Source organism: Pseudoalteromonas sp. XMcav1-K (genome assembly GCF_044005875.1).
Lineage (GTDB): Bacteria > Pseudomonadota > Gammaproteobacteria > Enterobacterales > Alteromonadaceae > Pseudoalteromonas > Pseudoalteromonas spongiae.
Window position 1 is genome coordinate 166,569 of the sequence record NZ_JBIPJE010000051.1, and the last position, 23,996, is coordinate 190,564.

General features: G+C 39.9%; 29 protein-coding genes. 11 read left to right on the forward strand and 18 right to left on the reverse strand.

What is annotated here, in order from left to right:
- Positions 1 to 88 precede the first annotated feature (88 nt).
- A complete protein-coding gene (locus ACHSBP_RS20630) occupies positions 89 to 2,104 on the forward strand; it encodes a methyl-accepting chemotaxis protein (protein WP_100912733.1) in 2,016 nt (671 codons plus the stop codon).
- A gap of 399 nt (positions 2,105 to 2,503) precedes the next feature.
- On the opposite strand, the gene ACHSBP_RS20635 is transcribed toward ACHSBP_RS20630, so the two are convergent.
- The 5 genes from ACHSBP_RS20635 to rplU form a co-directional block, all read right to left on the reverse strand.
- Complete coding sequence (locus ACHSBP_RS20635) at positions 2,504 to 2,878, reverse strand: DUF3718 domain-containing protein (protein ID WP_010560928.1); 375 nt, start codon at positions 2,876 to 2,878, stop codon at positions 2,504 to 2,506.
- 71 nt (positions 2,879 to 2,949) lie between these two features.
- The gene (gene folA, locus ACHSBP_RS20640) at positions 2,950 to 3,450 is read right to left on the reverse strand and encodes a type 3 dihydrofolate reductase (protein ID WP_193437079.1); all 501 of its coding nucleotides are present in this window, start codon (positions 3,448 to 3,450) and stop codon (positions 2,950 to 2,952) included.
- A gap of 82 nt (positions 3,451 to 3,532) precedes the next feature.
- Positions 3,533 to 4,690 (reverse strand): Obg family GTPase CgtA, encoded by a 1,158-nt coding sequence (cgtA, locus tag ACHSBP_RS20645; RefSeq protein ID WP_010560930.1) that lies wholly within the window; start codon positions 4,688 to 4,690, stop codon positions 3,533 to 3,535.
- A 115-nt stretch (positions 4,691 to 4,805) separates the two neighbouring features.
- The gene (gene rpmA / locus ACHSBP_RS20650) at positions 4,806 to 5,063 is read right to left on the reverse strand and encodes a 50S ribosomal protein L27 (RefSeq protein ID WP_010560931.1); all 258 of its coding nucleotides are present in this window, start codon (positions 5,061 to 5,063) and stop codon (positions 4,806 to 4,808) included.
- A 17-nt stretch (positions 5,064 to 5,080) separates the two neighbouring features.
- Complete coding sequence (gene rplU, locus ACHSBP_RS20655) at positions 5,081 to 5,392, reverse strand: 50S ribosomal protein L21 (protein WP_010560932.1); 312 nt, start codon at positions 5,390 to 5,392, stop codon at positions 5,081 to 5,083.
- Positions 5,393 to 5,683: 291 nt separating this feature from the next.
- On the opposite strand from rplU, the gene ispB reads away from it, so the two are divergent.
- Positions 5,684 to 6,655, forward strand: a complete 972-nt coding sequence (gene ispB, locus ACHSBP_RS20660; RefSeq protein ID WP_010560933.1) for an octaprenyl diphosphate synthase — start codon at positions 5,684 to 5,686, stop codon at positions 6,653 to 6,655.
- Between the two features lie 257 nt (positions 6,656 to 6,912).
- Here ispB and rpoS read toward each other — a convergent pair whose 3' ends face one another.
- The 10 genes from rpoS to ACHSBP_RS20710 all read right to left on the reverse strand — a co-directional run bounded on the left by rpoS (position 6,913) and on the right by ACHSBP_RS20710 (position 13,748).
- Complete coding sequence (gene rpoS / locus ACHSBP_RS20665; RefSeq protein ID WP_010560934.1) at positions 6,913 to 7,869, reverse strand: RNA polymerase sigma factor RpoS; 957 nt, start codon at positions 7,867 to 7,869, stop codon at positions 6,913 to 6,915.
- Positions 7,870 to 7,932: 63 nt separating this feature from the next.
- Positions 7,933 to 8,757, reverse strand: a complete 825-nt coding sequence (locus ACHSBP_RS20670) for a peptidoglycan DD-metalloendopeptidase family protein (RefSeq protein WP_010560935.1) — start codon at positions 8,755 to 8,757, stop codon at positions 7,933 to 7,935.
- 9 nt (positions 8,758 to 8,766) lie between these two features.
- Positions 8,767 to 9,411, reverse strand: a complete 645-nt coding sequence (locus ACHSBP_RS20675; protein ID WP_010560936.1) for a protein-L-isoaspartate(D-aspartate) O-methyltransferase — start codon at positions 9,409 to 9,411, stop codon at positions 8,767 to 8,769.
- Entirely contained in the window at positions 9,401 to 10,165 is a 765-nt protein-coding gene (gene surE / locus ACHSBP_RS20680; protein ID WP_010560937.1) for a 5'/3'-nucleotidase SurE, read from the reverse strand. Before surE ends, ACHSBP_RS20675 begins: the two co-directional genes overlap by 11 nt.
- The gene (gene truD / locus ACHSBP_RS20685) at positions 10,143 to 11,183 is read right to left on the reverse strand and encodes a tRNA pseudouridine(13) synthase TruD (protein ID WP_010560938.1); all 1,041 of its coding nucleotides are present in this window, start codon (positions 11,181 to 11,183) and stop codon (positions 10,143 to 10,145) included. Before truD ends, surE begins: the two co-directional genes overlap by 23 nt.
- Positions 11,176 to 11,649 carry a 2-C-methyl-D-erythritol 2,4-cyclodiphosphate synthase gene (ispF, locus tag ACHSBP_RS20690; RefSeq protein WP_010560939.1) on the reverse strand — a complete coding sequence of 158 codons (474 nt, stop codon included), beginning with the start codon at positions 11,647 to 11,649 and terminating at the stop codon, positions 11,176 to 11,178. Before ispF ends, truD begins: the two co-directional genes overlap by 8 nt.
- A complete protein-coding gene (gene ispD, locus ACHSBP_RS20695) occupies positions 11,640 to 12,350 on the reverse strand; it encodes a 2-C-methyl-D-erythritol 4-phosphate cytidylyltransferase (RefSeq protein WP_395390326.1) in 711 nt (236 codons plus the stop codon). Before ispD ends, ispF begins: the two co-directional genes overlap by 10 nt.
- A complete protein-coding gene (ftsB, locus tag ACHSBP_RS20700; protein WP_395390327.1) occupies positions 12,337 to 12,621 on the reverse strand; it encodes a cell division protein FtsB in 285 nt (94 codons plus the stop codon). Before ftsB ends, ispD begins: the two co-directional genes overlap by 14 nt.
- Positions 12,622 to 12,630: 9 nt before the next feature.
- Positions 12,631 to 13,263 carry a hypothetical protein gene (locus ACHSBP_RS20705; protein ID WP_010560942.1) on the reverse strand — a complete coding sequence of 211 codons (633 nt, stop codon included), beginning with the start codon at positions 13,261 to 13,263 and terminating at the stop codon, positions 12,631 to 12,633.
- A gap of 83 nt (positions 13,264 to 13,346) precedes the next feature.
- Positions 13,347 to 13,748 (reverse strand): GtrA family protein, encoded by a 402-nt coding sequence (locus ACHSBP_RS20710; protein WP_010560943.1) that lies wholly within the window; start codon positions 13,746 to 13,748, stop codon positions 13,347 to 13,349.
- A 122-nt stretch (positions 13,749 to 13,870) separates the two neighbouring features.
- Here ACHSBP_RS20710 and ACHSBP_RS20715 point away from each other — a divergent pair, with 122 nt between their 5' ends.
- Genes ACHSBP_RS20715 through ACHSBP_RS20730 form a run of 4 tightly spaced genes read left to right on the forward strand, consistent with a single transcriptional unit; the run spans position 13,871 to position 18,219 of the window.
- Positions 13,871 to 14,899: a glycosyltransferase family 2 protein gene (locus ACHSBP_RS20715; protein WP_010560944.1), complete on the forward strand. Its 1,029-nt coding sequence runs from the start codon at positions 13,871 to 13,873 to the stop codon at positions 14,897 to 14,899.
- Positions 14,886 to 16,307 carry a glycosyltransferase family 39 protein gene (locus ACHSBP_RS20720; RefSeq protein ID WP_010560945.1) on the forward strand — a complete coding sequence of 474 codons (1,422 nt, stop codon included), beginning with the start codon at positions 14,886 to 14,888 and terminating at the stop codon, positions 16,305 to 16,307. The genes ACHSBP_RS20715 and ACHSBP_RS20720 overlap by 14 nt, the downstream gene beginning before the upstream one ends.
- Complete coding sequence (locus ACHSBP_RS20725; RefSeq protein WP_010560946.1) at positions 16,308 to 16,985, forward strand: response regulator transcription factor; 678 nt, start codon at positions 16,308 to 16,310, stop codon at positions 16,983 to 16,985. It begins immediately after the preceding gene.
- Positions 16,975 to 18,219, forward strand: a complete 1,245-nt coding sequence (locus ACHSBP_RS20730) for a HAMP domain-containing sensor histidine kinase (RefSeq protein ID WP_010560947.1) — start codon at positions 16,975 to 16,977, stop codon at positions 18,217 to 18,219. Before ACHSBP_RS20725 ends, ACHSBP_RS20730 begins: the two co-directional genes overlap by 11 nt.
- A 50-nt stretch (positions 18,220 to 18,269) precedes the next feature.
- Here ACHSBP_RS20730 and ACHSBP_RS20735 read toward each other — a convergent pair whose 3' ends face one another.
- The gene (locus ACHSBP_RS20735) at positions 18,270 to 18,743 is read right to left on the reverse strand and encodes a DUF2947 family protein (protein ID WP_010560948.1); all 474 of its coding nucleotides are present in this window, start codon (positions 18,741 to 18,743) and stop codon (positions 18,270 to 18,272) included.
- 118 nt (positions 18,744 to 18,861) lie between these two features.
- Entirely contained in the window at positions 18,862 to 19,596 is a 735-nt protein-coding gene (locus ACHSBP_RS20740) for an ABC transporter substrate-binding protein (RefSeq protein ID WP_010560949.1), read from the reverse strand.
- Positions 19,597 to 19,738: 142 nt separating this feature from the next.
- Here ACHSBP_RS20740 and ACHSBP_RS20745 point away from each other — a divergent pair, with 142 nt between their 5' ends.
- The 3 genes from ACHSBP_RS20745 to ACHSBP_RS20755 all read left to right on the forward strand — a co-directional run bounded on the left by ACHSBP_RS20745 (position 19,739) and on the right by ACHSBP_RS20755 (position 22,235).
- Positions 19,739 to 20,575, forward strand: a complete 837-nt coding sequence (locus ACHSBP_RS20745; protein WP_010560950.1) for a MoxR family ATPase — start codon at positions 19,739 to 19,741, stop codon at positions 20,573 to 20,575.
- A gap of 5 nt (positions 20,576 to 20,580) precedes the next feature.
- On the forward strand, positions 20,581 to 21,768 hold the full coding sequence (locus tag ACHSBP_RS20750) for a VWA domain-containing protein (protein ID WP_010560951.1): 1,188 nt from the start codon (positions 20,581 to 20,583) through the stop codon (positions 21,766 to 21,768).
- A 74-nt stretch (positions 21,769 to 21,842) separates the two neighbouring features.
- The gene (locus ACHSBP_RS20755) at positions 21,843 to 22,235 is read left to right on the forward strand and encodes an MmcQ/YjbR family DNA-binding protein (protein ID WP_010560952.1); all 393 of its coding nucleotides are present in this window, start codon (positions 21,843 to 21,845) and stop codon (positions 22,233 to 22,235) included.
- 77 nt (positions 22,236 to 22,312) lie between these two features.
- Here the strand turns inward: ACHSBP_RS20755 and ACHSBP_RS20760 are convergent, their stop codons facing one another.
- On the reverse strand, positions 22,313 to 22,819 hold the full coding sequence (locus ACHSBP_RS20760; RefSeq protein WP_010560953.1) for a DUF3087 domain-containing protein: 507 nt from the start codon (positions 22,817 to 22,819) through the stop codon (positions 22,313 to 22,315).
- A gap of 139 nt (positions 22,820 to 22,958) precedes the next feature.
- On the opposite strand from ACHSBP_RS20760, the gene azu reads away from it, so the two are divergent.
- Positions 22,959 to 23,411: an azurin gene (azu, locus tag ACHSBP_RS20765; protein WP_010560954.1), complete on the forward strand. Its 453-nt coding sequence runs from the start codon at positions 22,959 to 22,961 to the stop codon at positions 23,409 to 23,411.
- 241 nt (positions 23,412 to 23,652) lie between these two features.
- The gene (locus tag ACHSBP_RS20770) at positions 23,653 to 23,823 is read left to right on the forward strand and encodes a hypothetical protein (RefSeq protein WP_010560955.1); all 171 of its coding nucleotides are present in this window, start codon (positions 23,653 to 23,655) and stop codon (positions 23,821 to 23,823) included.
- The last annotated feature ends 173 nt before the right edge of the window (positions 23,824 to 23,996 follow it).

The following is a 23,996-nucleotide window of genomic DNA, read 5'->3' on the forward strand; positions in this document are numbered from 1 at the left end:
ACTAAAGTTGTATCCATGTATGTCGATAAATTACAAAAGCCCTCAGAGGCTTACTCATTTTGCCGGCAATTAGTAAACAGGAATGAATATGAAGTTGACTGTCAGCCAACGTATTTGGGGTGGCTTTATCCTAATCACCCTACTTTTGATCACCATTGGTATCAACTCACTTGTTAGAATCAATAGCATTAGCAATTCATCTAACCATGTTAATACCCTCTCTATTCCTGCGCTCAGAGCGACAAATGAGCTTCAGGTTTCGTTCAATAAAATGCAGGCGCTTGCGCTACAAGTTTATTACAGCGATAACAGTAAGCAGCTTCAGGGTCTAGTAAACCAATACCGCGCTGCAGCTGAAGATTTTGATAAATCAAATGAACGACTAAAACAGGTTGTTAGCAGCGATGCACAACTGGCAAATGCCGCCTCAGCTGTCGATAAAACTTACAACAGTTTTGTTGGCCGAGTGCAAAATCTTATCAACAACAAAACCAGTGCACTGCAAATTGAAAGCAGTTTAACAACACAGTTAGAAACACTGGAAATTGCCGCGGAAGATGCCAGCACTGTCGTATTAGACTTAAGTGATAGTGCAGAGCTTGAAGATAACTCACAACGCCTTTACCAAGCAGTTTCGAATATTGAAAATGCACTTCTTAGCATTGTTAGCAACAGCACAGATCTTAAAAATATTAAAAATGCAGCTACAGTAGAAACGTTATCAAACGAAGTCAACTACAGCCTTGCTGATATTGAACGCAATATCGAGCTACTTTCAGAAACCTTTAAACAAACAGATGAAGACTTACACCAAGACTTCCAAAGCTATTTTGCGGTTGTGAAAGAAAACGGCCAAGGCAGTAAATCACTCGCTAACGTAAAGCAAAATCATATTAGACAGCTTGAAGAAGCAACTACAAATTTATCGCTTGCAGAGCAAGATACAAATACGGCGAGCTCTCAGTTGGATAAACTAACTTCTCTTTCGGATACGCTTGTAGTAGAGCTTAGAAAAGAAGTGGAAAGCAGCGTGTCTAAAGCAGAGCTTTGGACATGGTTAGGTATGATCATTGCCACTGTAATTGCAATTGTTATTGCGTTTTTAACAGTTCAACGTATCACGAAGCCGTTATCTGAAATCAACAAAGTGCTTGATAACGTGGCGCAAGGCGATATGACAATGCGCCTTGACGATAGCAATAAAGATGAATTTGGTGAATTAGCGAAAAGCTTAAACCGCGTGACCGACAATTTACGCAACTTAATTCAAGGTATTATTTCACGTTCTACACAGCTTGCAGCGGCTTCTGAGGAAACATCGGCTGTGACGGTTGAATCGAGCCAAGCAATTGAAAGTCAACGAGCACAAGTTGAACAAGCAGCAACAGCAACAACTGAAATGAGCAGCACCTCACAATCAGTGACACAAAGTGCTGAAGACGCGTTACATGAAATTAAACAAGCTGACAACGAAGCTGAGCGCGTTAAAACAATTTCAAGTAATAACAAGCTAACTATTGAACAACTTGCTCGTGAAGTGGCTGGTGCGTCTCAGGTTATTAATAAACTGCATCAAGACAGCGCGTCAATTGGCGGCATTTTAGATGTAATTAGAGGTATTGCAGAACAAACAAACTTACTTGCACTTAACGCTGCTATCGAAGCTGCGCGTGCTGGTGAACAGGGCCGTGGTTTCGCAGTGGTAGCTGACGAAGTACGCTCACTTGCAAGCAAAACCCAAGAATCTACACAAGAAATTCAGGCTATGATTGAATCACTGCAAAGTGGTGCAGAAGAGGCGGTATCTGTAATGGCGAAAGGCCAGCAGCAAGCCGATTCATGTGTTGAACAGTCTGAACAAGCCGCTTCTGCGCTTGAGCAAATTACGCAAGCGGTATCACAAGCGCACGATGCGAGTGAACAAATTGCAACAGCAGCAGGCGAGCAACATCAAGTATCACAAGAGATCAGTGAAAGCTTAGAGTCAATTGTTGCAATAGCCGAACAAACTGCTGAGGGTGCAAACCAGACATCAGCGTCAGCAAGTGAAGTTGCTAAGCTTGCAGAAGAGCTAAGACTCTCTGTAGAAGAGTTTAAAGTGTAACGCTATTAACACACTTTCAAAACAAAAAGGCCCACCAATCAGTGGGCCTTTTTAATATCTAAACAAAACTCGATTTAAAATTAACAAGTAACTTTAACTGAGTAACGGCTGTACAAGATTAAATAAATCGTCAGCCTGATGTGCGAGCTTAGAGTTGCTCTTCAGAGATGCAGCAAAACTTCAATAATAACGAATTAATTGAGTCTGTTATTCAAGATGAAAGGTCAAAATAACTGAGGTTAAAGCGTTTAAAACTCCGCTCTTTTTCTATTCCTTAAAGATTACTTTTAACTACATAGCCAGCACTATAATGACTTTATACTTTAAGAGGATCAAAAAACAAAAAAGCCAGCTTAAAGCTGGCTTTTACAAAGGGAATAAACTAATTAGCGGTGTTCGTTAAATACCTGCACGGTCTTTTAACGCTGCAATTACAGCTGAGCTTGAATGACCATTTGCATCAGCCCAAGCCACATCACCGCCTGCTGCTAAATCGCTTTTTGGTAACTGCTTAACAATATATTCACCCACGCCATCTGCACCACTAACAATTGCATGACGGATAAGGTTATTGCCACCACAGCTAATGCCAGCATAAATATTGCGCAGCTTTACACGTGATTCTTTAAGCTTCTTACGAATACGACTTTTGTCATCAGCCGCAACATAGTCACAAATACTAGCAGCTAATTGCTCATTTGCATTTACCGTGTGAGAGCTTAGTAATGCAGCCGAAGATACAGATAGAGTAAATAATAATGTTGATAATTTCATGGTACAGCAACCCTAGTAGCACTTTATACTTAATTTAATTGCAACAATTCTAACAACAAGTTAAATCATCTTCAAGAAATTAAGCCTAATTTCTTATAAATAACAAATTGGTAATGATATTGATTGGTTTCATCTGGTGCGAAGCTTTGGGTTTCTAGCACCTGCCAATCTGCCACAGCTTCATAATCAGGAAACTGCGTATCCCCATCAACATCCAAATCTATATGCGTTAAGTATAGTCGATCTGCACGGCTTAAAAAGTCTAAGTAAATTTTACCGCCACCAATAATCATAACTTCATCTACGTCACCAGCCAAAGAGAGCGCATGCTCTGGGCTTTCAGCCATTATCGCACCTTCAACAACGTACTCTGGATTACGCGTGATAATAATATTGTCTCGGCCTGGTAATAGACGGCCGATCGACTCATATGTACGGCGTCCCATAATGACAGGTTTGCCCAAGGTGACCGATTTAAAGTGCTTTAAATCAGCAGGAAGGTGCCATGGCATATCGTTATCTTTACCAATAATACGATTATTAGCCATCGCAGCTATCATTGAAATCTTCATAAGAAATTAATACTTTTAACCTAGTTACTTATTATTAGTACTTTTTTATTAAATATAAAAAAAGGTGCGCAAGCACCTTTTATTATCGTTGATAGACGACTTCTACGTCGTAATCATCTTCATCCCAGTCTTCGTCATCATCGTCATCTTCAAAGTCAGATATTGACTCTTCATGGTATGTATCCCACTTAAACTCAACTTCTTGTGGCTCTTCTTCAGCTACAAACTTCTCTTTAGGCATACTTTCTAAAAGCTGCATAATGTCGAAGCATAACTGCTCTGTACCAATTTTGTTAAATGCAGAGATCTTATAGGTTTTTTCAGCTTCAAGCGCATCAGCGATCTCAGCGCACAATTCATCAGCTTCTTCATCTAACAACAAATCAATTTTGTTAAATACTAACCAGCGAGGTTTTGCAGCGAGTGCTGGGCTGTAGCGCTCAAGCTCACCTAAGATTGTGTAAGCATTTTCTACCGGATCAGAACCATCTACAGGCATAATGTCGATTATATGCAGAAGAACACGGCAGCGTTCTAAATGCTTTAAGAAGCGAATGCCTAGGCCTGCACCTTCAGCAGCACCTTCAATTAATCCTGGAATATCAGCGATTACAAACGATTGATTTTGGCTTGGTCTAACCACACCAAGATTTGGCACTAAGGTAGTAAATGGGTAATCAGCAACCTTTGGCTTTGCCGCAGATACACTGCGGATAAAGGTTGATTTACCAGCATTTGGCAAGCCTAATAATCCAACATCAGCAAGTAATAATAACTCTAAACGTAAGTTACGAATTTCACCTGGCGTACCCAGTGTTTTCTTACGAGGAGCTCGGTTAGTACTTGATTTAAAACGAGTATTACCAAGTCCGTGAAAACCACCTTTGGCAACAATAATCTTTTGACCATGTCGCGTTAAATCACCTAGTGCTTCCGCAGTATCAACATCAACGATACGCGTACCTACAGGAACTTTTAAGGTAAGATCTTCACCTTTTTTACCAGTCATATTTCGGCCAGCACCATTAGTGCCACGCTCTGCTTTATGAAAGCGCTCAAACTGATAATCAATAAGTGTATTTAGGTTTTCATCGGCTTCAATAAAGACACTGCCGCCATCACCACCGTCACCACCATCAGGACCGCCGTCTGGTACAAACTTTTCTCGGCGAAATGAAACTACACCGCTGCCACCGTCACCAGCTTCAGCGCGAATTTCAACTTCATCTACAAATTTCATATATTTAGCCTTACACAGCCTAGAATGTACTTATTATACCAAGACAAACGGGTTGTGCGTAATCAAGAAACAAAAAAAGCCCCGCAGTTGCGGGGCTTTTTAAAACTTTTAGGGCTTACTCAGCGATGATGCTTACGTATTTGCGACCTAAAGGACCTTTTTGCTCAAACTGAACTTTACCGTTTGATGTTGCAAATAAAGTGTGGTCTTTACCCATACCTACGTTTGTACCTGCGTGGAACTTAGTACCACGTTGACGAACGATGATGTTACCCGCTAAAACTGATTCACCACCGTAACGCTTAACACCTAGGCGTTTACTTTCTGAATCACGACCGTTACGAGTACTACCAGCTGCTTTCTTATGTGCCATCTTTCTGTACCTCTAAATTAAGCGTTAATGCCAGTGATTTTAACTTCAGTGAACCACTGACGGTGACCCATTTGCTTGCGAGAATGCTTACGACGTCTAAACTTAACGATCTTAACTTTCTCACCACGACCATGAGATACAACTTCAGCTGTAACCTTACCGCCATTAACGAAAGGTGCACCAATTTCGATTTTCTCACCGTTTGCAACAAGTAATACTTTGTCAAATTCTACTGCTGCACCAGTTTCAGCCTCTAATTTCTCAAGGCGAATCGTTTGACCTTCAGTCACACGGTGCTGTTTACCACCACTTTGGAAAACCGCGTACATAATTAACTCCGTTCTGCGCCCTCAAATCGACGCAACTTAATAATCTTCGATAGGGCGCGAAGTCTACGCGAAATCAGAGCGTAGCGCAAGCCTATTTTCATAAAAAAGACTAAATATGTTGCGTGTTGTAAGACACACTAAAAAATTTAATATTAATGGCGACAATTCTACCTAATTAAAGCGCTGTAGAAAACTATTATTTTACATAAAATATTGATTCTACTCAGTGCCAAAAATAGTGTACAATCCCCGCAAATCAGCGGATCTTACCTCTTTACTTGTTGGAGACCCATGGATATAAAAGCGATCCAAGCCTTAACAGAACAAGATATGTTGGCGGTTAATCAACTAATCGAACAACAACTGCAGTCGAACGTTGCGCTTGTCAATCAATTGGGGCTTTATATTGTCAATAGCGGTGGCAAACGCATTCGCCCAATACTTTCAATCCTCGCTGCAAAAGCGTTAGGACACACAGGTAATGAGCATATTCGTCTAGCAACCATCGTAGAATTTATCCATACCGCTACACTATTACACGACGACGTTGTTGACGAATCACTTCTACGTCGTGGAAACCCAACAGCTAATGCTGAATTTGGTAATGCAGCCAGCGTGCTTGTTGGTGATTTTATCTACACTCGTGCTTTCCAGCTGATGGTTGGTTTCAATAAGATGCAAGTAATGGATATTTTTGCTCATGCAACGAACGTTATTGCTGAAGGTGAAGTGCTACAATTAATGAATTGCAACGACCCTAATACTAGCGAAGAAAGCTATATGCAGGTCATTTACAGTAAAACAGCAAAATTATTTGAAGCTGCAACTGAACTAGCTGCCATTATTACAGAACAAGATGAAGACGTAATAAACGGATTAAAGTTTTATGGCATGCATCTTGGTACCGCCTTCCAACTAGTCGATGATGTGCTCGATTACAGCGCAAACCAAGCTGAACTAGGTAAATCAATCGGTGACGATCTGGCAGAAGGTAAGCCAACATTACCTTTGATCTATGCAATGCAAAATGGATCACAAGCGCAAGCTGAATTGATCCGAGGGGCAATTGAAAAAGCTGATGGCAAAGATTACCTAGACAAAGTTCTCGCTATTCTTGAAGAAACCAATGCGTTAGCACTCACAATGCAAAAAGCACAAGAAGAAGCCGAAAAAGCAATTAACTACCTTTCTGTACTGCCAAATTCAGAGTATAAAGATGCATTAATTGCACTTGCTAAATTATCAGTCGATAGAAAATACTAATCAAACTGAGTTTTGCTTTAAATAACTACTAAAGTATTTAAATAAAAAACCGCTGATAATAAGCGGTTTTTTATTTTTAACTGGTTGTTATACCAATTCACTTAAGTAGCTGGTCATCCTAGCGGACTAAATATCATGCTAACTGCGTTAGAGTTTATCAATATAGAGCAACTACATCAGAAAAATTCTGACTTGTTACCATTTCATTTATCCAGCGTTATCCCTGATCACATACTTAACAGAATTGGTATTATTTATTAAGCTCTAAATAGCGATTCAATATTTAATCCTTGGTGTGTTAACACCTCTTTTAATCGACGCAACGCTTCAACCTGAATTTGTCTTACGCGTTCGCGTGTTAATCCAATTTCTTTACCTACATCTTCAAGCGTTGAAGGTTCATAGCCAAGCAATCCAAAGCGTCGTGCTAACACTTCACGCTGTTTCGCGTTAAGTTCTTCAAGCCAATGCACAATATTATTGTGAATGTCTTGGTCTTGAATTTCACCTTCAGGACCACGTCCCTTTTCATCTGCAATGATATCTAATAACGCTTTGTCTGAATCACCGCCGATTGGTGTATCAACAGAGCTGATCTTTTCGTTAAGACGCAGCATTTTACTCACATCTTCAACAGGGCGATCAAGCTTCTCTGCTATTTCTTCTGCGGTTGGTTCATGGTCAAGCTTTTGTGTTAATTCTCGTGCTGTACGTAAATAAACATTAAGCTCTTTAACAACATGGATCGGTAAGCGAATCGTGCGTGTTTGGTTCATAATCGCACGTTCAATGGTTTGACGGATCCACCAAGTTGCGTATGTAGAAAATCTAAATCCACGTTCAGGATCAAATTTTTCTACCGCTCTGATCAGGCCTAAATTACCTTCTTCGATGAGATCTAATAGTGCCAGCCCACGATTGTTATAACGACGCGCTATTTTGACCACTAAACGTAGATTACTTTCAATCATGCGTTTTCGTGATGCTTCACATCCTCGTAAGGCCTTGCGTGCAAAGAATACTTCTTCTTCTGCACTAAGTAGTGGTGAAAAGCCGATTTCGCCAAGATAAAGTTGTGTAGCATCTAAATTTTTAACAACTTCTTCTTTTGCGAAGATTTCGTCTTCTGTATCTTCAATTTCTTCCAAAACCTCGTCTTTAACATCCATATCAACGTTTAGTTCTGTACTATTTTCTTTCTTTGTGCGTCCCATAAGCATCCTCCCGAGTCATTCAGTGACCTTTAAACACTAAAACACGTTCGCGCCCCAACTAACTTAGCGTGGCAAATACCTTAATGGGTTAACCGATTTACCTCGGTATCTTACTTCAAACCTCAGTCCAACCGACTTAGCTTCAGAGTTACCCATAGTGGCTATTTTTTGCCTAGCTGTAACTTTTTGCTTTTCTTTTACCAAAATTTTTTGGTTGTGAGCGTATGCCGTTAGATAATCATCATTATGTTTCACTATGATTAAATTGCCATACCCTCTTAACGCACTTCCCGCATAAACAACAATACCGTCTGCTGCTGCAAGAATGTCAGTCCCTAACTTATTTTTTATTAGAATTCCTTTATAGCCGTTTTCTTTTCCTGAAAACTTGCGGGCTATACGACCTTTAGCAGGCCAATACCAGCGCAACTTACCAGATGTTTTCGCTATCTTTTGTTGCTTTTTTAAACTGGCTTGATTTTCAACATACTCTTGTTGTTTTTTCTGATCAAGTGGTTTTTTTAATAAATTGTTATTTTTTTGTTTATTTTTGGTGGACTTGCTACTAGTGACCGTGTATTTTTTAGCCTTTTTTGCACGTTTGGGTGGTGATACTAAGTGTATTATTTGACCTGGAAATATGGTGTAAGGTGCTTTAATGCCATTGATCTTAGCGAGATCACGGAAGTCTTTGTTTGATCTAAAGGCGATCGAGTAAAGGGTTTCACCTTTCTTAACTTTATAGTTACTTCCATTAATTTTAATTTTTTGTTGCGAACTACTCTTACCAGATGAAAGGTTCGCGACCGGCGCCGGCGTTGTTCTGCTACTGCACGCTATTAACTGAAGACAGATTAAGCAAATAAGTAGTTGAGTTAACAGACGCATTAATATCACCTAATTAATTGCGCCAGCAACCAGCGGTACAAATCTTACAGGTTCTAATGTTTGCGTAATAAACTCATGACCTTGACGCTTCACTGCAACTAAGTTCTGTTGCTCATTACCGCCTACTGGAGAAATAAGCACTCCGCCTTCATTAAGCTGTTCCAGTAATGCTTGCGGCAACTCACTCGCTGCGGCTGTAACAATAATTCCGTCATAAGGCGCGTTAGATTGCCAGCCTTGCCAACCATCAGCGTGTTTCATAGTGACATTGAATAAATCAAGCTGGTGTAAACGTCTTTTGGCTTGCCATTGCAATGCTTTAATTCGTTCAACTGAATATACCGAACGAAAACACTGAGCGAGAATTGCGGATTGATAACCTGAGCCAGTGCCAATTTCTAATACCTTGGCATTTGGACCTGTAAGCTGCAACAAAAGCTCGGTCATACGCGCAACAATAAAAGGCTGAGAAATTGTTTGTCCCAAACCAATAGGTAACGCGGTGTTTTGATACGATTTGTGTTTTAACACGTCATCTACAAACAAATGGCGGGGTGTAGCAGCAATCGCATCCAATACTTGCTGAGATCGAATGCCTTGCTCATAAACTAATTGCGCGAGTTGATGCGCACTACGACGATAATTATTCAACACCTGAAATATTCAATCCTTCAACCCAAGATTCCATTTTGGCAAGGCTCGATTTTGCCGTCATATCAACTGTCAACGGGGTCACTGATGCATAATGATTAGCTACCGCAAAAAAATCAGTGCCATCGCCAGCATCTTGCGCTTCACCTAAATGACCATACCAATATATTTTTCGTCCCCACGGGTCTATTTGTTCTTGCATGGTTTCGGCTTTGTGACGTGAGCCTAAGCGCGTAACCTTAATGCCTTTTAAATCAGCAAGCGGAATATCAGGTACATTCAAATTAATAATTTGGTCCGGACCAAGCGGGTGCGCTTTTATTTCTTTGATAATGGAAACTGCAACGGCAGCTGCGGTATCGTAATGCGCTTCCTGTTTTGAGCACAAAGATACAGCAATCGCTGGCAATCCTAAAAAGCGCCCTTCACTGGCGGCTGCCACCGTGCCTGAATACAAGGTATCGTCACCTAAATTAGCGCCATTATTTATGCCCGCCACAACTAAATCTGGCGTAAAGTCGAGCAATTTATTAATTGCCAATTGCACACAGTCACTCGGCGTGCCGTTAACCGATATAAAACCATTATCATATTGATGTGTTCTTAACGGGTTTAATAAAGTAAGTGAGTTACTTGCACCACTACAGTTTCTATCAGGTGCAACAACCACTACTTCTGCTATCTGCGATAGGGCGTGATAGAGTACTTCAATCCCTTTTGCATTTACGCCATCATCATTGCTCAGCAAGATTTTCATTATTATCCTTATTCTTTAAAGAAACATCTTGGCACTCTGCAAGCTCACGCAGTACGGCCGTTGCAAAACACCCTTTCGGCAAACTAAAACTAAACTCTATCATATCTTGCGTGACTTCGAGCACTTCAAATTTTTCAGGGTAAAGTCGCATATTTCTGCGTTCAGCTTTAAGGCCAAGTTGTGAAAGGTTTTCATGCCAGCTGGCGAATGGTGCTAACCACTTTTTTTCAAGCTCTGTAACGCCCTGCTCGCCTTTACCAACCAAAGGTGCCGATAAGTGAATATCTCCACAAGCCAAACGATTGACTGTTTCAAGGCTAATACGCTCTTTAAAAAATGCATTACTACCATCTAGTAGGAACACTTCTTCTACCATGGTTTTTGCAATACCATATTGCGCAATACGTTGGCTTACAATTTGATTAAAGATATGAGAGCGTGCAGCTGAAATAACAATGCCACGCAGCTTACGATCGTGGATTTCTTTACCTGAGAACAACTGCTCTGCCAGCGTTAAGTTGTGTCCATCATGACCAAAACGCTGTGCACCAAAATAATTAGGCACACCCTGGCGAACCGCATTAATGCGTGTCAAAATGTCCTCAACCATACTGCAGCGTCTAAGCGTAATCGTAAAACGGTTCGCTTTATGGCAACCTGTTTTTAACTTTCGATTATGCCTAACTTGCTGAAGTACTCTCACACTGTCGCTATTCAGCGCTGAAAAGTCGATGTGCTTTTTAATCGGCACCGGTACACTAAACCATTGCGATGTCACTGCATTTCGGTCTTTTAAACCAGGGTAACTTACATTGCGAGCTTGCGTACCCGCTATTTTAGCGATTTGCTTGGCAATATATTGGGTATTTTCTCCCTTCTTTATTACCTGTAAACATACATGCTCGCCACTTCCGCTAAGCTCAAAACCGAGTTCTTCATCTACTCGGAAATCTTCAGCACTGGTTTTAAATTCGGCGGTTGAATTAGGTTTGCCGTATAAATAACTTAAGTTATCCATTTACGAGTAACACCACAGCATGGCTTTCAATGCCTTCTTTACGACCAGCAAAGCCTAGTTTTTCAGTGGTTGTCGCTTTCACATTCACTTGGTCGATTTGAATATTTAAATCTTCTGCAATCACTTCACGCATTGCATTTATGTGTGGCGCCATTTTTGGTGCTTGAGCTACAATCGTGATATCAGTATTGCCAACTTGGTAACCGCGCTCAGTCATTAGCGATACCACATGACGCAATAAAATTCGGCTATCGATGTTTTCAAATTCTGCTGCGGTATCTGGAAAATGTTTGCCGATATCACCAAGCGCTAGTGCCCCTAGAATTGCATCACACAATGCATGAATCGCCACATCACCATCAGAATGCGCTAAAAAACCAAATTCATAATCAATTTTTACGCCTGCAATTGTTAGCGGTCCTTCACCGCCAAACTTATGCACATCATAACCATGGCCTATTCGCATGTGTTGTTCTCCAAAATTTGCTTCGCAATCAAAAACTCTGCGATTGCAATATCATCAGGGGTAGTCAATTTAATATTATCTGCACGGCTCGATACTAATTGTACTTTTCCACCAGCCCATTCAATAGCTGAGGCTTCATCAGTAATTGCAACGTTTTCGTTTAAAGCATTAGTCAGTGCCGCGGTTAAATCGTTCAGTAAAAACATTTGCGGTGTTTGCGCCTGCCAAAGAGCTTCTCTTGGTACTGTCGCTTCAACAAACTCACTACCCTGCTTTATAGTATCTCGCACCTTACTTGCTAAAATGCCACCACAGTGACGCGATTGACAATGTGAAATGAGTGTACGTATATCGCTCGGTAAAACCAGCGGCCGCGCGGCATCATGTACCAACACCCAGTCAACTGGATGATTAGCTGTCAGGTAATTCAATGCATTTAATACTGAATCTGCACGTTCTTTACCCCCCAATACAGTTATAACGTTATCGGGTACGGTTAAATCTGGAAAGTAAGCGTCATTTTCACTGATAGCAACTATAATCAATGCATTGGGTATTGTTGCTTTTAGCTTATTAATGGTGTGTTCTAATACCGTTTTGTCGCCAAGTTGAATGTATTGCTTTGGCTTATCGGACTGCATTCTTGCCCCAACGCCTGCAGCAGGGACTACAAATGCAAAAGATGGATTAATATCTGTCATTTTTATGTGTTACGCGAAAAAAAGTTTCGCCTTGCTTTATCATGCCCAACTCATTGCGTGCTCGCTCCTCAATGCCCTCAAGGCCAAGTTTGAGGTCTTCCACATCTGCTTTCAGTAATTTGTTTCGTTTTTCTAATCTAGCGTTTACTTTAGTGTGTTGAATAACGGCAGACTGCAGTTTTTTATAGTCTTTTACGCCGTGATGACCAAACCAAAGTTGGTATTGCAAACTTGCAAATAAACACAAAAGCGCTAACTGAAATAATCGCATAGTGAATTTCTATTTTTGAGTTATAAATGGGTGTTTAAAATCTTGCCAATTAATTCGTGCTGCAAGTAACATTTCGCGTAACGTTAATACTCTGGGTGTTGTTGCCCGGCCGAGCAACCACACATGGCCACAACACGCCGCAGAAAACGCTGTTTTGCTTGGTTTTAATACCTGAATACCAACACCTTCTTGTGATTTTCCTGCCTTATCAACCCAACCAAATTGATTGCAGTGAAAACCCGACGCGGTTACTTCATCAACGCTATCGATTCTAACAGTTGAATACTCAGCGTCATATACTAAAACCGGAATAATTAAACCAACAAAGGCGTTTTTACCAAAAAATTGTGTATTTTTCTCTAAATCGTACTTAGGTAGGTTACGCGACTGCTTTGCAATCCAACTGCCATTTTGAGTATCCAAAGTTAACGGACTATTGCCGTCTAAAATATGACTGGCGGCTTTTTCAATATAATATGGAAGGCTTGCAAAACGACGTTGCAGTCGCTCTACATTATTAAATGACTCTTTACTCAAACGATGGATTTCACGAACATAAAACGTATTACACAACGCATTATATGCATTGCTTTTTGACGAGCTGCGCCAAAGTTCTGTTTGTTCTTTACACCCTGTTTGCACTTATAAAAAACCCACCAAATACACTTAAGTAACCATAGTACATGATTCTATATTTGGATGTAATATAAGCAGTTGCTTAAATATTAGGTTTGTTTTACATCATGATGAATTCGCGAAGCTGGTGTTCTATAGACCCATTGTGTGGCGAGCATAAAGTTAACAAGAGTAGTGCATAATATAGCGATAAAAAATGCAAAGATTTGATTGTGTGAAAAATAAAACAATGCGCTAAATAGGCAGTAATTGATAATTGCACCAACCCCGCATGCTACTTGATGTCTTAACCAAGCACTACACCAACCTAACTTACTGGTAACATTTAATGCAAACACTCTATGTCCAACAAAAGTAAGTTGTACTGCAATAGTCAAAGCAACCGCACGAGCAAGTTCAACTTTCAAGCCTAACAATCCCAAACAGTAAAAGACTGCGCAATCACAAACAAAAACAAGTGCACCCACTAATAAAAACCGGACTTTATTCACAATACCTACCCCCAACTTAAATATTAGGGACGGTCACGTCTAAAAAATGTCATTTCAAAAAAGACATTTATTAGACATTGCAGCCAATACACTCTCTTATGTTTCAACTTGAGAGCTTTACTATGCGAATTATTTCCGACAATTATGACACACCAGCAACAATACAAACTTCGCTTAGTATCGTTGTAGCGGTTTACAACGAGCAAGAGGTACTAGCAAAGTTTCACTACCAATTAGCCAATGTTTTAACCTCATTGACTCATATTCAAAGTGAAATTATTTACATTAATGATGGTAGCTCTGATAGTACTTGGGATATTTTAAAGTCACTGCCTTCTAACGGGCACACAATAAAGTTATTTAGCTTAAGTCGAAATTTTGGCAAAGAAGCGGCAATGACCGCTGGGCTTGATCATGCAAAAAGTGACGCCGTTATATTGCTTGACGCAGATCTTCAAGATCCACCTGAACTCATTCCAAAAATGATCGCATCATGGCAACAAGGTTTTGACGTGGTAAATATGCGGCGAAGCCAACGTCATGGTGAATCCAAATTAAAAAAATGGACCGCGCACGCATTTTATCGCTTGCTCGCTTTGATGTCTGACGAAGTGGTGATTAAAAAAGATGTAGGTGATTTTCGCCTTTTATCACAGAGAGTTGTTCAACAAATCAACAAACTACCAGAGCGTAATCGATATATGAAAGGGTTAATGGCATGGCCTGGATTCAAACAGGTTACTTTGGAGTTTGAACGACCGCAACGAGCAGCCGGCAAGACTAAGTGGAACTTTATTGAATTAGTCGCGTTAGGATTATCAGGCATTACATCATTTAGCATAAAGCCTCTGAAAATTGCCACATGGCTTGGTGTATCAATTTCACTTGCGGCGTTTTTTTATAGTGCATTTTTATTTCTTGAAACACTCATTTTTGGCAACCAAGTACAAGGTTACCCATCTCTGATGCTCGCACAGTTATGGCTTGGTGGCGTACAGTTATTAGCAATAGGTGTACTCGGTGAGTATATAGGGCGAATTTACAAAGAAAGCAAAGGCCGTCCAATTTACATTGTCGAAGAGTCACTACAACTCACACAAAACAAAGCAGATGAAAAACAAGCTGAGCAGGTGACATATGCAAGTAAGTAGTCGCTTAATTCAGCTATCGCTTGCGCTTATTTCAATACTTATCAGTGTAAGGTTAATAAGTTTAGCAATGTATCCGCTTTTCGACACGACGGAAGCGCGCTATGCCGAAATCGCTCGCATAATGTTTGAAACTCGTGACTGGATTACTCCGCAATTTGATTACAACATTCCTTTTTGGGGCAAACCACCGCTTCATACATGGTTTTCAGCTATTAGCTTCACTTTATTTGGTGTCAATGAGTTCAGTGCGCGCATTCCACACTTTTTAACCGGAATACTCTCTTTGCTGACCATCTATTATTTCGCGAAAACGCATTTTTCAAAATTAATAGCTATCAAAAGCATACTTATCCTAACGACATCACTTGGATTTTTAGTAGCTATCGGTATGGTAATGACAGATAGCCTTCTTTTATTTTCAATTACACTCGCAATGGTCTGTTTTTATCATTGCTACTTTAGTGGCAGTAAGTTTGCAGGTCTCTGTTTTTTTGTCGCTCTCGCCATCGGTTTACTCGCGAAAGGGCCTGTAGCAATTATATTAATTGGTATTCCGCTTACCTTATGGAGTCTCCATCATAAAAGGCTGTGGCACGCACTTAATTCATTGCCTTGGCTCGCTGGTTGTACACTAATGCTTGCTTTAACCTTGCCTTGGTACCTAATGGCAGAACTAAAAACCCCTGGTTTCTTAAACTACTTTTTATGGGGTGAACACGTTCAGCGATTTTTAGTTTCTGGATGGCAAGGCGATCTTTATGGTAGCGCCCATAAAGAAGTAAAAGGCACAATTTGGCTATTTTGGTTAGCAGTTGCATTTCCATGGTCATTTATCGCGGCTTGGCAATTCATACACTCAATTAACCCGCAACAAAGCGAAAAATCAAATAGCGAAAAAAATGCGATTACTAAAAGGCACTATTTTCTTTATTGGACACTCTCACCGATGTTGTTATTTACGTTTGCAGGCAATATTTTACCTGCATATGTATTGCCTAGTTTACCCGCGATGGCTATGTTGTTAGCACGATCAAAAATGACGTTAAGAAAACTGATACTGCTTGCTCTATTATCAGCCATGCTAATTCTTGCTGCATTGGGTTACTTTATTGCTGGCTACTCGTCGAAAGTGTCTCACCGAGATGTGTTGCAGAACTTAAGCCAAAATCAACTGTCTCAGCCTATATATTATTGGTACAAACGCCCTTTTTCGGCACAGTTTTATTCTAACGGTGCAGCTCAAAGAATTACGACGGTAGAAGAGCTTCTCATACTAGATGATAGTGCATTGCCTTTTATACTGGTAGCAAGTGAAAAGCATCTCTTTGAGATAAATGTCTACACACAGAGCCAATGTGCACAAATAAGCAAAGCCAAAGGTTTTGTTCTTTTTCAATGTGGAAACTAAATGCTTAAAATTCTATTAGTCGAAGACAATAAGCAAGTTGCCGATATCATTTTCGAGTATTTTGAAGCACTTGATTATGAATTGGATTACGCTGCAACTGGCACACTTGGCTTAAAGTTGGCCGAGCAACATACATTTGATGTAATTATTTTAGATGTAATGCTACCTGGGATAGATGGTATCGGTGTTTGCCAAGCTCTGCGCGCTAACGGTAACGACACTCCAATCATTATGCTTACCGCCCGCGATACCCAACAAGATGAACTACTCGGGCTCTCAACAGGTGCTGATGACTACATTGTAAAACCTTTTGATCTTACGTTACTTGATGCAAGAGTTAATGCACTACACAGAAGAGCTCAGCAACGGTTATTTTCCAGCAATGAACTTGTGATAGGCCCTTTGAAACTTAAACGCGACGAACATCTTGTTTACAGAGAAGAGCAACTAATCAAGCTCAATCCAAGCTGTTATAAAATTCTATTGTGCTTAATGAACAACTATCCCAATGTAGTAAGCAAATCGACAATTGAAGACGTGCTATGGCCTGATGACTTACCTGATCAAGACATTTTACGAAAACATATTTACTTATTGCGCAGTAACCTTAATCAACATTTTGAAAGTGAAATGATTATCACAATTCCTAAAGTCGGATATAAACTAAATGTCGAATAACCCACTGCCCATTGCCAAAAAAATTAGCCGCATTTATCAGATTGTCGCGTTGATAATATTATTGCTCTACGGCTTTATTTTTAAGTTGACGATTCTCGCAACCGAAAACCAAAACAGTATGCATTTACTGAGCATTACTGCTCCTTATCATTTCCAACGGTTTGAAAAAGGCGAGCAAGGTACTCTCAAAATTGATCCGTTATTAACGTTATACGATGAATACACTAATTTACCCCATGAAGTAAAACGTCGTTTAGCGCCAAATAGTGAGGGGCTCGAATCCTTTCACTTTGAAGATGACTCAGAACTCGCGGTACTCTCACAAACGATTTCCTCACCACAAGGTGAGAAGCTAGTGTGGGCAGTACTCAATATTGACGCAACCGAGTGGAGTGACGCGTCTTTTGCACTCATTGAAATCGGTTTGTTATTAATTGGTGTAATCGTTTTTTTACTAGCAGGTATTGCCATTCAAAAAATCGCAAACCGCTTGGCACAGCCATTTTCGGATTGCGCTAGGCTACTAAACCAATCCACAAACCATGACTTTTCGTCAATCTCAATTGATGGCGAAGTATCATATGAGCTCGCAAATATGATTACCGCAATAAACACGTATCGCAGCCGAATAAATAACGCTCTTACACGTGAAAAAAATTTTACGCGCTACATCAGCCACGAAATTCGAACTCCCATGACAGTTATTAAAGGAAGCGTTAGCTTATTACACCGTTCAGAGTACGCAAGCAAAAAACAACTCTCACGTATATCAAGTGCAGTTAACGAAATGGAGCAGCTAACCAATGTATTGCTATTGCTAGCAAGACAACAAGATATTATTGAAAAGCCAGTTCAAATAACACAATCACTAATAGAAAAAATAACTAATCAACACAGTCACCTTTTACACGCCAATAATTGTAGTGTGACAACTTACCTTTCAGATACTGTAAATCTTTTTGTAGAACCTCTACTACTAGAGTCATTAATCAACAACCTACTTATTAACGCGATAAACTGCTCTGAAAATAGCGACATAATTATTAAGCTAACAAAAAGTAGTTTAAGTGTTATTGATGCAGGTGTTGGCCTTAATGAAAAACCAAGGGGGTATGAAGGATTCGGTGTTGGATTAACACTAGTACAAGATATTTGTCAGCGCTATAGCTGGCGGTTTAACTTAATTGAGAATACAAATACCGCAGGATGCACTGCAACGGTGAAATTTAGTTGAAAATACAATTAACGTAATAAGCAAGACACGTTATCAAATTCACAAGCGCATCAATCGACGCGCTTGCCTAATTTGGCATAACCAGTTTCTAAAAACTGCACAACTTGATGGCGTTTTTTACCAATCAGTAAACAGCCATCGCTCATAAATAGAAAATTTAACCACGTCGCTTTAAATGTACGCCAATCAGTTTCAATAACATGCTTTCGCGATAAACAGTAATAAACGGTTGTGTTCTCGTCCCAATCAAGATGATTAATAATTTCTTCAGGAAGCGCTTCATCATTATCCCACGCAGATTCCCACTTTACTGAGTTACCCCATGTTTTACCATTACCCGGCCAATCTTTAGTGTCGAAAAAATCAGGGTGATCTTTTTCACGGCTGACAAATGTGCACCATAAATTCGTTGCACGGCTATCTGACATTGGCTTTATTTTAGAAAGTAAATTTTCTTCGATAGGCAGTTGTTGATGACGAAATGCCCACGCATATTTAAAGTCATCAAGGGATATGTAATTCATACTCGGTCAAATCAGTAAAAAGTCGTGAAACTATACCACAATTGATGTTTAAGCTAAATCACAGTAATGCGCAGAGCATAAGGTTGATAGAAAAGTAAAACGCAAAAAATCAGACTAGTTAAAGTTGGCTTGGTAACGTTTGCTGGTACTTATTGTAAATTTCAGCCAGTTTTCCTGACTTTTTTAATTCAGCAAAACGACCATCAAACAGTTGCGCTATTTGTTTACCGCGTTCAGATTTCGAAAACGCCATATACAAATTCAAAGAGCCAATATCTACTAATTCAAATTCCAATTTATCAGGCTGCTTAGACAAATACGTCGCTAAAATTGTGCGAACATCAATAAAGTAATCGACTCGATTATGGCGCACTAAGTTAAACCCACTGTCCGTGCTTTCGGTCGGTACGCCTTTTATTTGGGATTTTAACTCACCACTGAGTAATTCATTCCGATACCCTGAACGCCAAACCCCGACTAATTCAGGTAGCTGTGTCAATTTCACAGCATTCAAATGGGTCTTTTTAATTAACACAGAAATTGGTTGGCTTAAAACAATATGCTGCGACATAACATAATTGCTATTTAACGGCATTGCGCCGGTAAAATCAGCATTGCCAGACTTTACTAATTCAAGCGCTCTCAGCCAAGGCGTATACTGCACATCAAACTCTTGTACATTATGAAAAACACTGCGCATTAACTCATGATATAAACCGGAACCGTCTTTATCAGTATAATTTGGCCAAGAGTCAGTAACCCAACGAATTGGGGGGTTAATCTCTTTTTGTTGTGACACACAGCAGGTTGAAAACAACAACAAGCTTAAAAAGCAATAAAATCTAATTTTCACAACGCTTGCTCCAGGATGAATACTACAAAACTAAACTAATTTGCTCTGGTTTACTACTTTTAGCTGCAAGTTTGACCTTTACTTAATTACTTATTATGACAAACTTACAGATCTTACCAGTTCAATTTTCAAAAGGTGCCCCGTGCAATTTAATGGTACACAAGATTACATCGCGTCAGATTCACTTAAGCTGGCAGTAAACGCTGCAATTACGTTAGAAAAGCCACTCTTAATCAAAGGTGAACCGGGTACAGGTAAAACCATGTTGGCCGAAGAATTGGCAAAAGCACTCGATACTGAGTTAATTCAGTGGCATATAAAGTCAACAACTAAAGCACAACAAGGCTTATATGAATATGACGCAGTATCACGCTTGCGAGATAGCCAGCTCGGCGATGAAAAAGTACACGACATTAGCAATTACATTGTTAAAGGTAAGCTTTGGCAAGCCTTTGAAGCAAACAAACGCCCTATTCTATTAATTGATGAAATAGACAAAGCTGATATCGAGTTTCCAAATGACTTGTTGCTAGAACTCGATAAAATGGAGTTCTATGTGTATGAAACACAACAACGCGTAAAAGCAATCGACCGCCCAATAGTTATTATTACCTCTAACAATGAAAAAGAACTACCCGATGCCTTTTTACGCCGCTGTTTTTTCCATTACATAAACTTTCCAACAGCAGAGGAAATGGCACAGATCATTGAAGTTCACCACCCTAACGTGAAACAGGATTTACTTGCACAAGCACTGCAAGTTTTCTTTGGTTTACGTGATGTAAATGGCCTTAAAAAGAAACCATCCACCAGCGAATTAATCGACTGGCTTAAATTGTTACTTGCCGAAGATATAGACGCACAAACCTTGCATGATAAAACTCAAAAAGGCGGACTTATGCCACTTTTTGGCGCACTGCTTAAAAATGAGCAAGATGTAAGCCTTATCGAAAAACTCGCATTTCTCGCTAAGCGTTAACACTTATGCTGATTGCGTTTTTTTCCACATTAAAAAAACACCGCGTAAATGTGAGCGTGCGTGAACTGTTGGATTTAATCAATGCATTAAAAAAACAGGTCATATTTGCCAATATCGACGATTTTTATCACTTGGCAAAACTGTGTCTAGTCAAAGACGAAACGCAGTTTGATAAATTTGATCGCGCTTTTGCTGAATATTTTGAAGGGGTTGAGGCTGTTGATATTTTCTCTAAGCTGCAAACCCAACATCAACTTCCCGAAGCGTGGTTAAAAAAGGAATTTGAAAAGCACCTTAGCCAAGAAGAAAAAGACAAAATTGAGGCCCTAGGTGGCCTTGATAAACTTATGAAAACCTTGGCAGAGCGCCTAAAAGAGCAGCAAAAAAGGCATGCCGGTGGTAATAAGTGGGTTGGCACTGGCGGCACCTCCCCGTTTGGTGCCTATGGTTATAATCCTGAAGGCATACGTATTGGGCAAGATGGCAACAATCATCGCCGCGCTGTAAAAGTGTGGGATAAACGCCAGTTCAAAAACCTTGATCAAGACGCCGATATTAGCTCGCGTACCATGAAGCTCGCGCTAAAAAAGCTCAGAAAGTTTGCCCGTAGCGGTGAAAGTGACGAACTTGATTTGAATAACACGATTAGCGCAACTGCAAAACAAGGCGGTATGCTCGATGTAAAAATGAAACCTGAGCGCCACAATGCCGTAAAAGTACTTATGTTCTTTGATATTGGTGGCTCGATGGATGACTATATTCACACCTGTGAGCAACTGTTTAGCGCTGCACACTCTGAATTTAAACACCTAGAGTTTTTCTATTTTCATAACTGCTTATATGAAAACGTATGGCAAGATAACAAGCGCCGTTACAGTGACGTATTGGATACCTTAACAATCATCAACCGCTTTGCGAGCGACTATAAAGTGATTTTTGTTGGTGATGCAACAATGGGGCCTTACGAGATTGATTACTCCGGTGGCAGTGTTGAACATTGGAATGAGGAGCCAGGCAGAGTATGGCTTGAAAGAATAACGCAACACTTTAGTAATGTAGTTTGGCTTAATCCACAACCGAAACAATATTGGCACTACTACCCTTCAATTGGCATTATTGAGCACTTAATGGAAAAGCGCATGTTTCCCCTTACGCTAGATGGGATCGGGCAAGCAATTAAAAGTTTAAATTAGCGCTTACTGCGACTTTACTTTATCTAAATTTGATTAGTAGGATAAAACCCTAATTATAAAATAAAGCATATAAAATGGATAAGCACACGGTTACAGAGTACTTTATGAGTAAGCCTTTCACGAGCGTAAGCCAACCGTTTGGAGAAGGCGTAGACGTTTTTAAAGTCAAAGATAAAATGTTTGCGACCCTATCGCTTGGTAACGGTAATGAGAAAGATACAAATGGTAAAATGGCGGGTCACTATTGCATTAATTTAAAATGTGACCCTGATGAAGCACTTGCGCTACGCGATATTTTTGACGCTGTTATTCCAGGTTATCATATGAATAAAAAGCTTTGGAATACCGTGATTCTTGATGGTTCAATGCCAAAAGGTGAAATTGAGCGCCTTATAGATAATTCGTTTTTATTGGTTGTTAGTAAAATGACCAAAGCAGATAGAGAAATGATATCACTTCACCTGTAACTCTAAGTATTTGCTTAAAAATAAAAAGGGAGTTAAATAATTAAAACTCCCCACTTATTTTTTATTTAAGCAAGCGGTCAGTAGTTTGCAAGGCTTTGCGGATCATATTTTTCAGAATCAAGAATAACATTCACTTCACGGGCTTTTGCATCAAGTTCAGCTTGCCAAATACTCAACTCTTCCATCGTAATAGTATTGTCATCAAGCTGCCAAAGCTGGCGAGAACCGGCATATGAGTAGTTAATTATCTGCATAGCGATAACATCGCCTTCCTCAACGGCAGCTTTTAACCTACGCATTTTGCGGGTAATGTAATTTAGCTGCTTTTTTAGCTCCCAAACATACGTTACTTCTGTCATAAAATCGTGATGCTTATATTTTTTTAACACGCTACCAATCACTAAACAGCTAATCACGACTCCTGCAAGGTTCCAGTGGAAATGACCCCCTTGCTCATTCGGTAAAACGGCGATGAGCCCTTGTGCAATACCCAAACTGCCGACAACGAGTGCAGCAATGCAGCCAACAATCACTTTATTTAAATGATTGCGATAACGAGCTTTGTTGATCTCTTGTAATTTCATGCGCGTAAAACCTATAAATTATTCTGACGTGTATCAAGACAAGGCATTTTACCATTTATTAATTGAAACAAAACCTTGCAAGTCAGTTGTTAAAATATAAAATGAAAACGATTATCAATAGCATTAGATAGGAAAACACATGAAATATTTAATTAAGTTAGGTTTTATTACGTTAGCGGGAGCACTATTCTCTGCCAATGCATCAGCTTCGTGCAAAGCTACACTCGAAGCCAACGATATGATGCAATTCAACCAAAAAGCACTGATCTTTTCTAAAGACTGTAAAGAAATTAGCATTGAGTTAAAGCACGTTGGTAAATTACCTGCTCAAACCATGGGTCATAACGTTGTAGTTGTAGACACAGCAAATATACAGGCTGTTGCAACAGATGGTATGTCGGCAGGAATTGATAACCAATATGTAAAACAAGGCGATGAGCGCGTATATGGATATTCCAAAGTAATCGGTGGCGGCGAAACAACCACACTCACTTTTGCGACCGACAAATTAAAGGCTGGTGGCGACTATTCATTTTTCTGCTCATTCCCAGGCCACTGGGCGATTATGAAAGGTAAGTTAGAGTTCAAATAGGCTGAAAATTCCTACTGGGCGTTTTTTAAACGCCCTTAAGGACAAATGTCCTTACCTCAAACATCTACAAAGCACTATATTGGTGAATCACTTTGAAAATACAGTGTGTAATAATGAACTTTAACGTCATTAAAACGTCATAACTCTGTATTAAGTTAATGGAAATCGCAGGCACCCTGATCCAGTGGCTGTACTTGTAAAACCAGTGTTTACCCTAAACACTTAGATAAGAGAGTCGAAAATGGACTATTTATATCAAGGATCCAAAATCCATGTGGCATTGCCTGTGGACTTTGCATCCATCAACAAAAGCAAGGTGACTTTCGAAGATAAGTCAGGCAATCAACGCGTTGATTTCGAAAACAAAAGCGACGCACGCCAATTCCTTAGCTGGCTAACAAGCCAAAAATAAAAAAACCGCGAAATTCGCGGTTTTTTTATGTCTGCTAATAAGTTTGTTAGCTTAGCCAATTAAATAAACCTCACATTTAAAACGCTTACACCAGATAAAAATATTTCGCTCTGCTCACATAAGATATAGAGTAAATACTTCATTAAACTGTAAATTAGCTGTAAAACTAAACA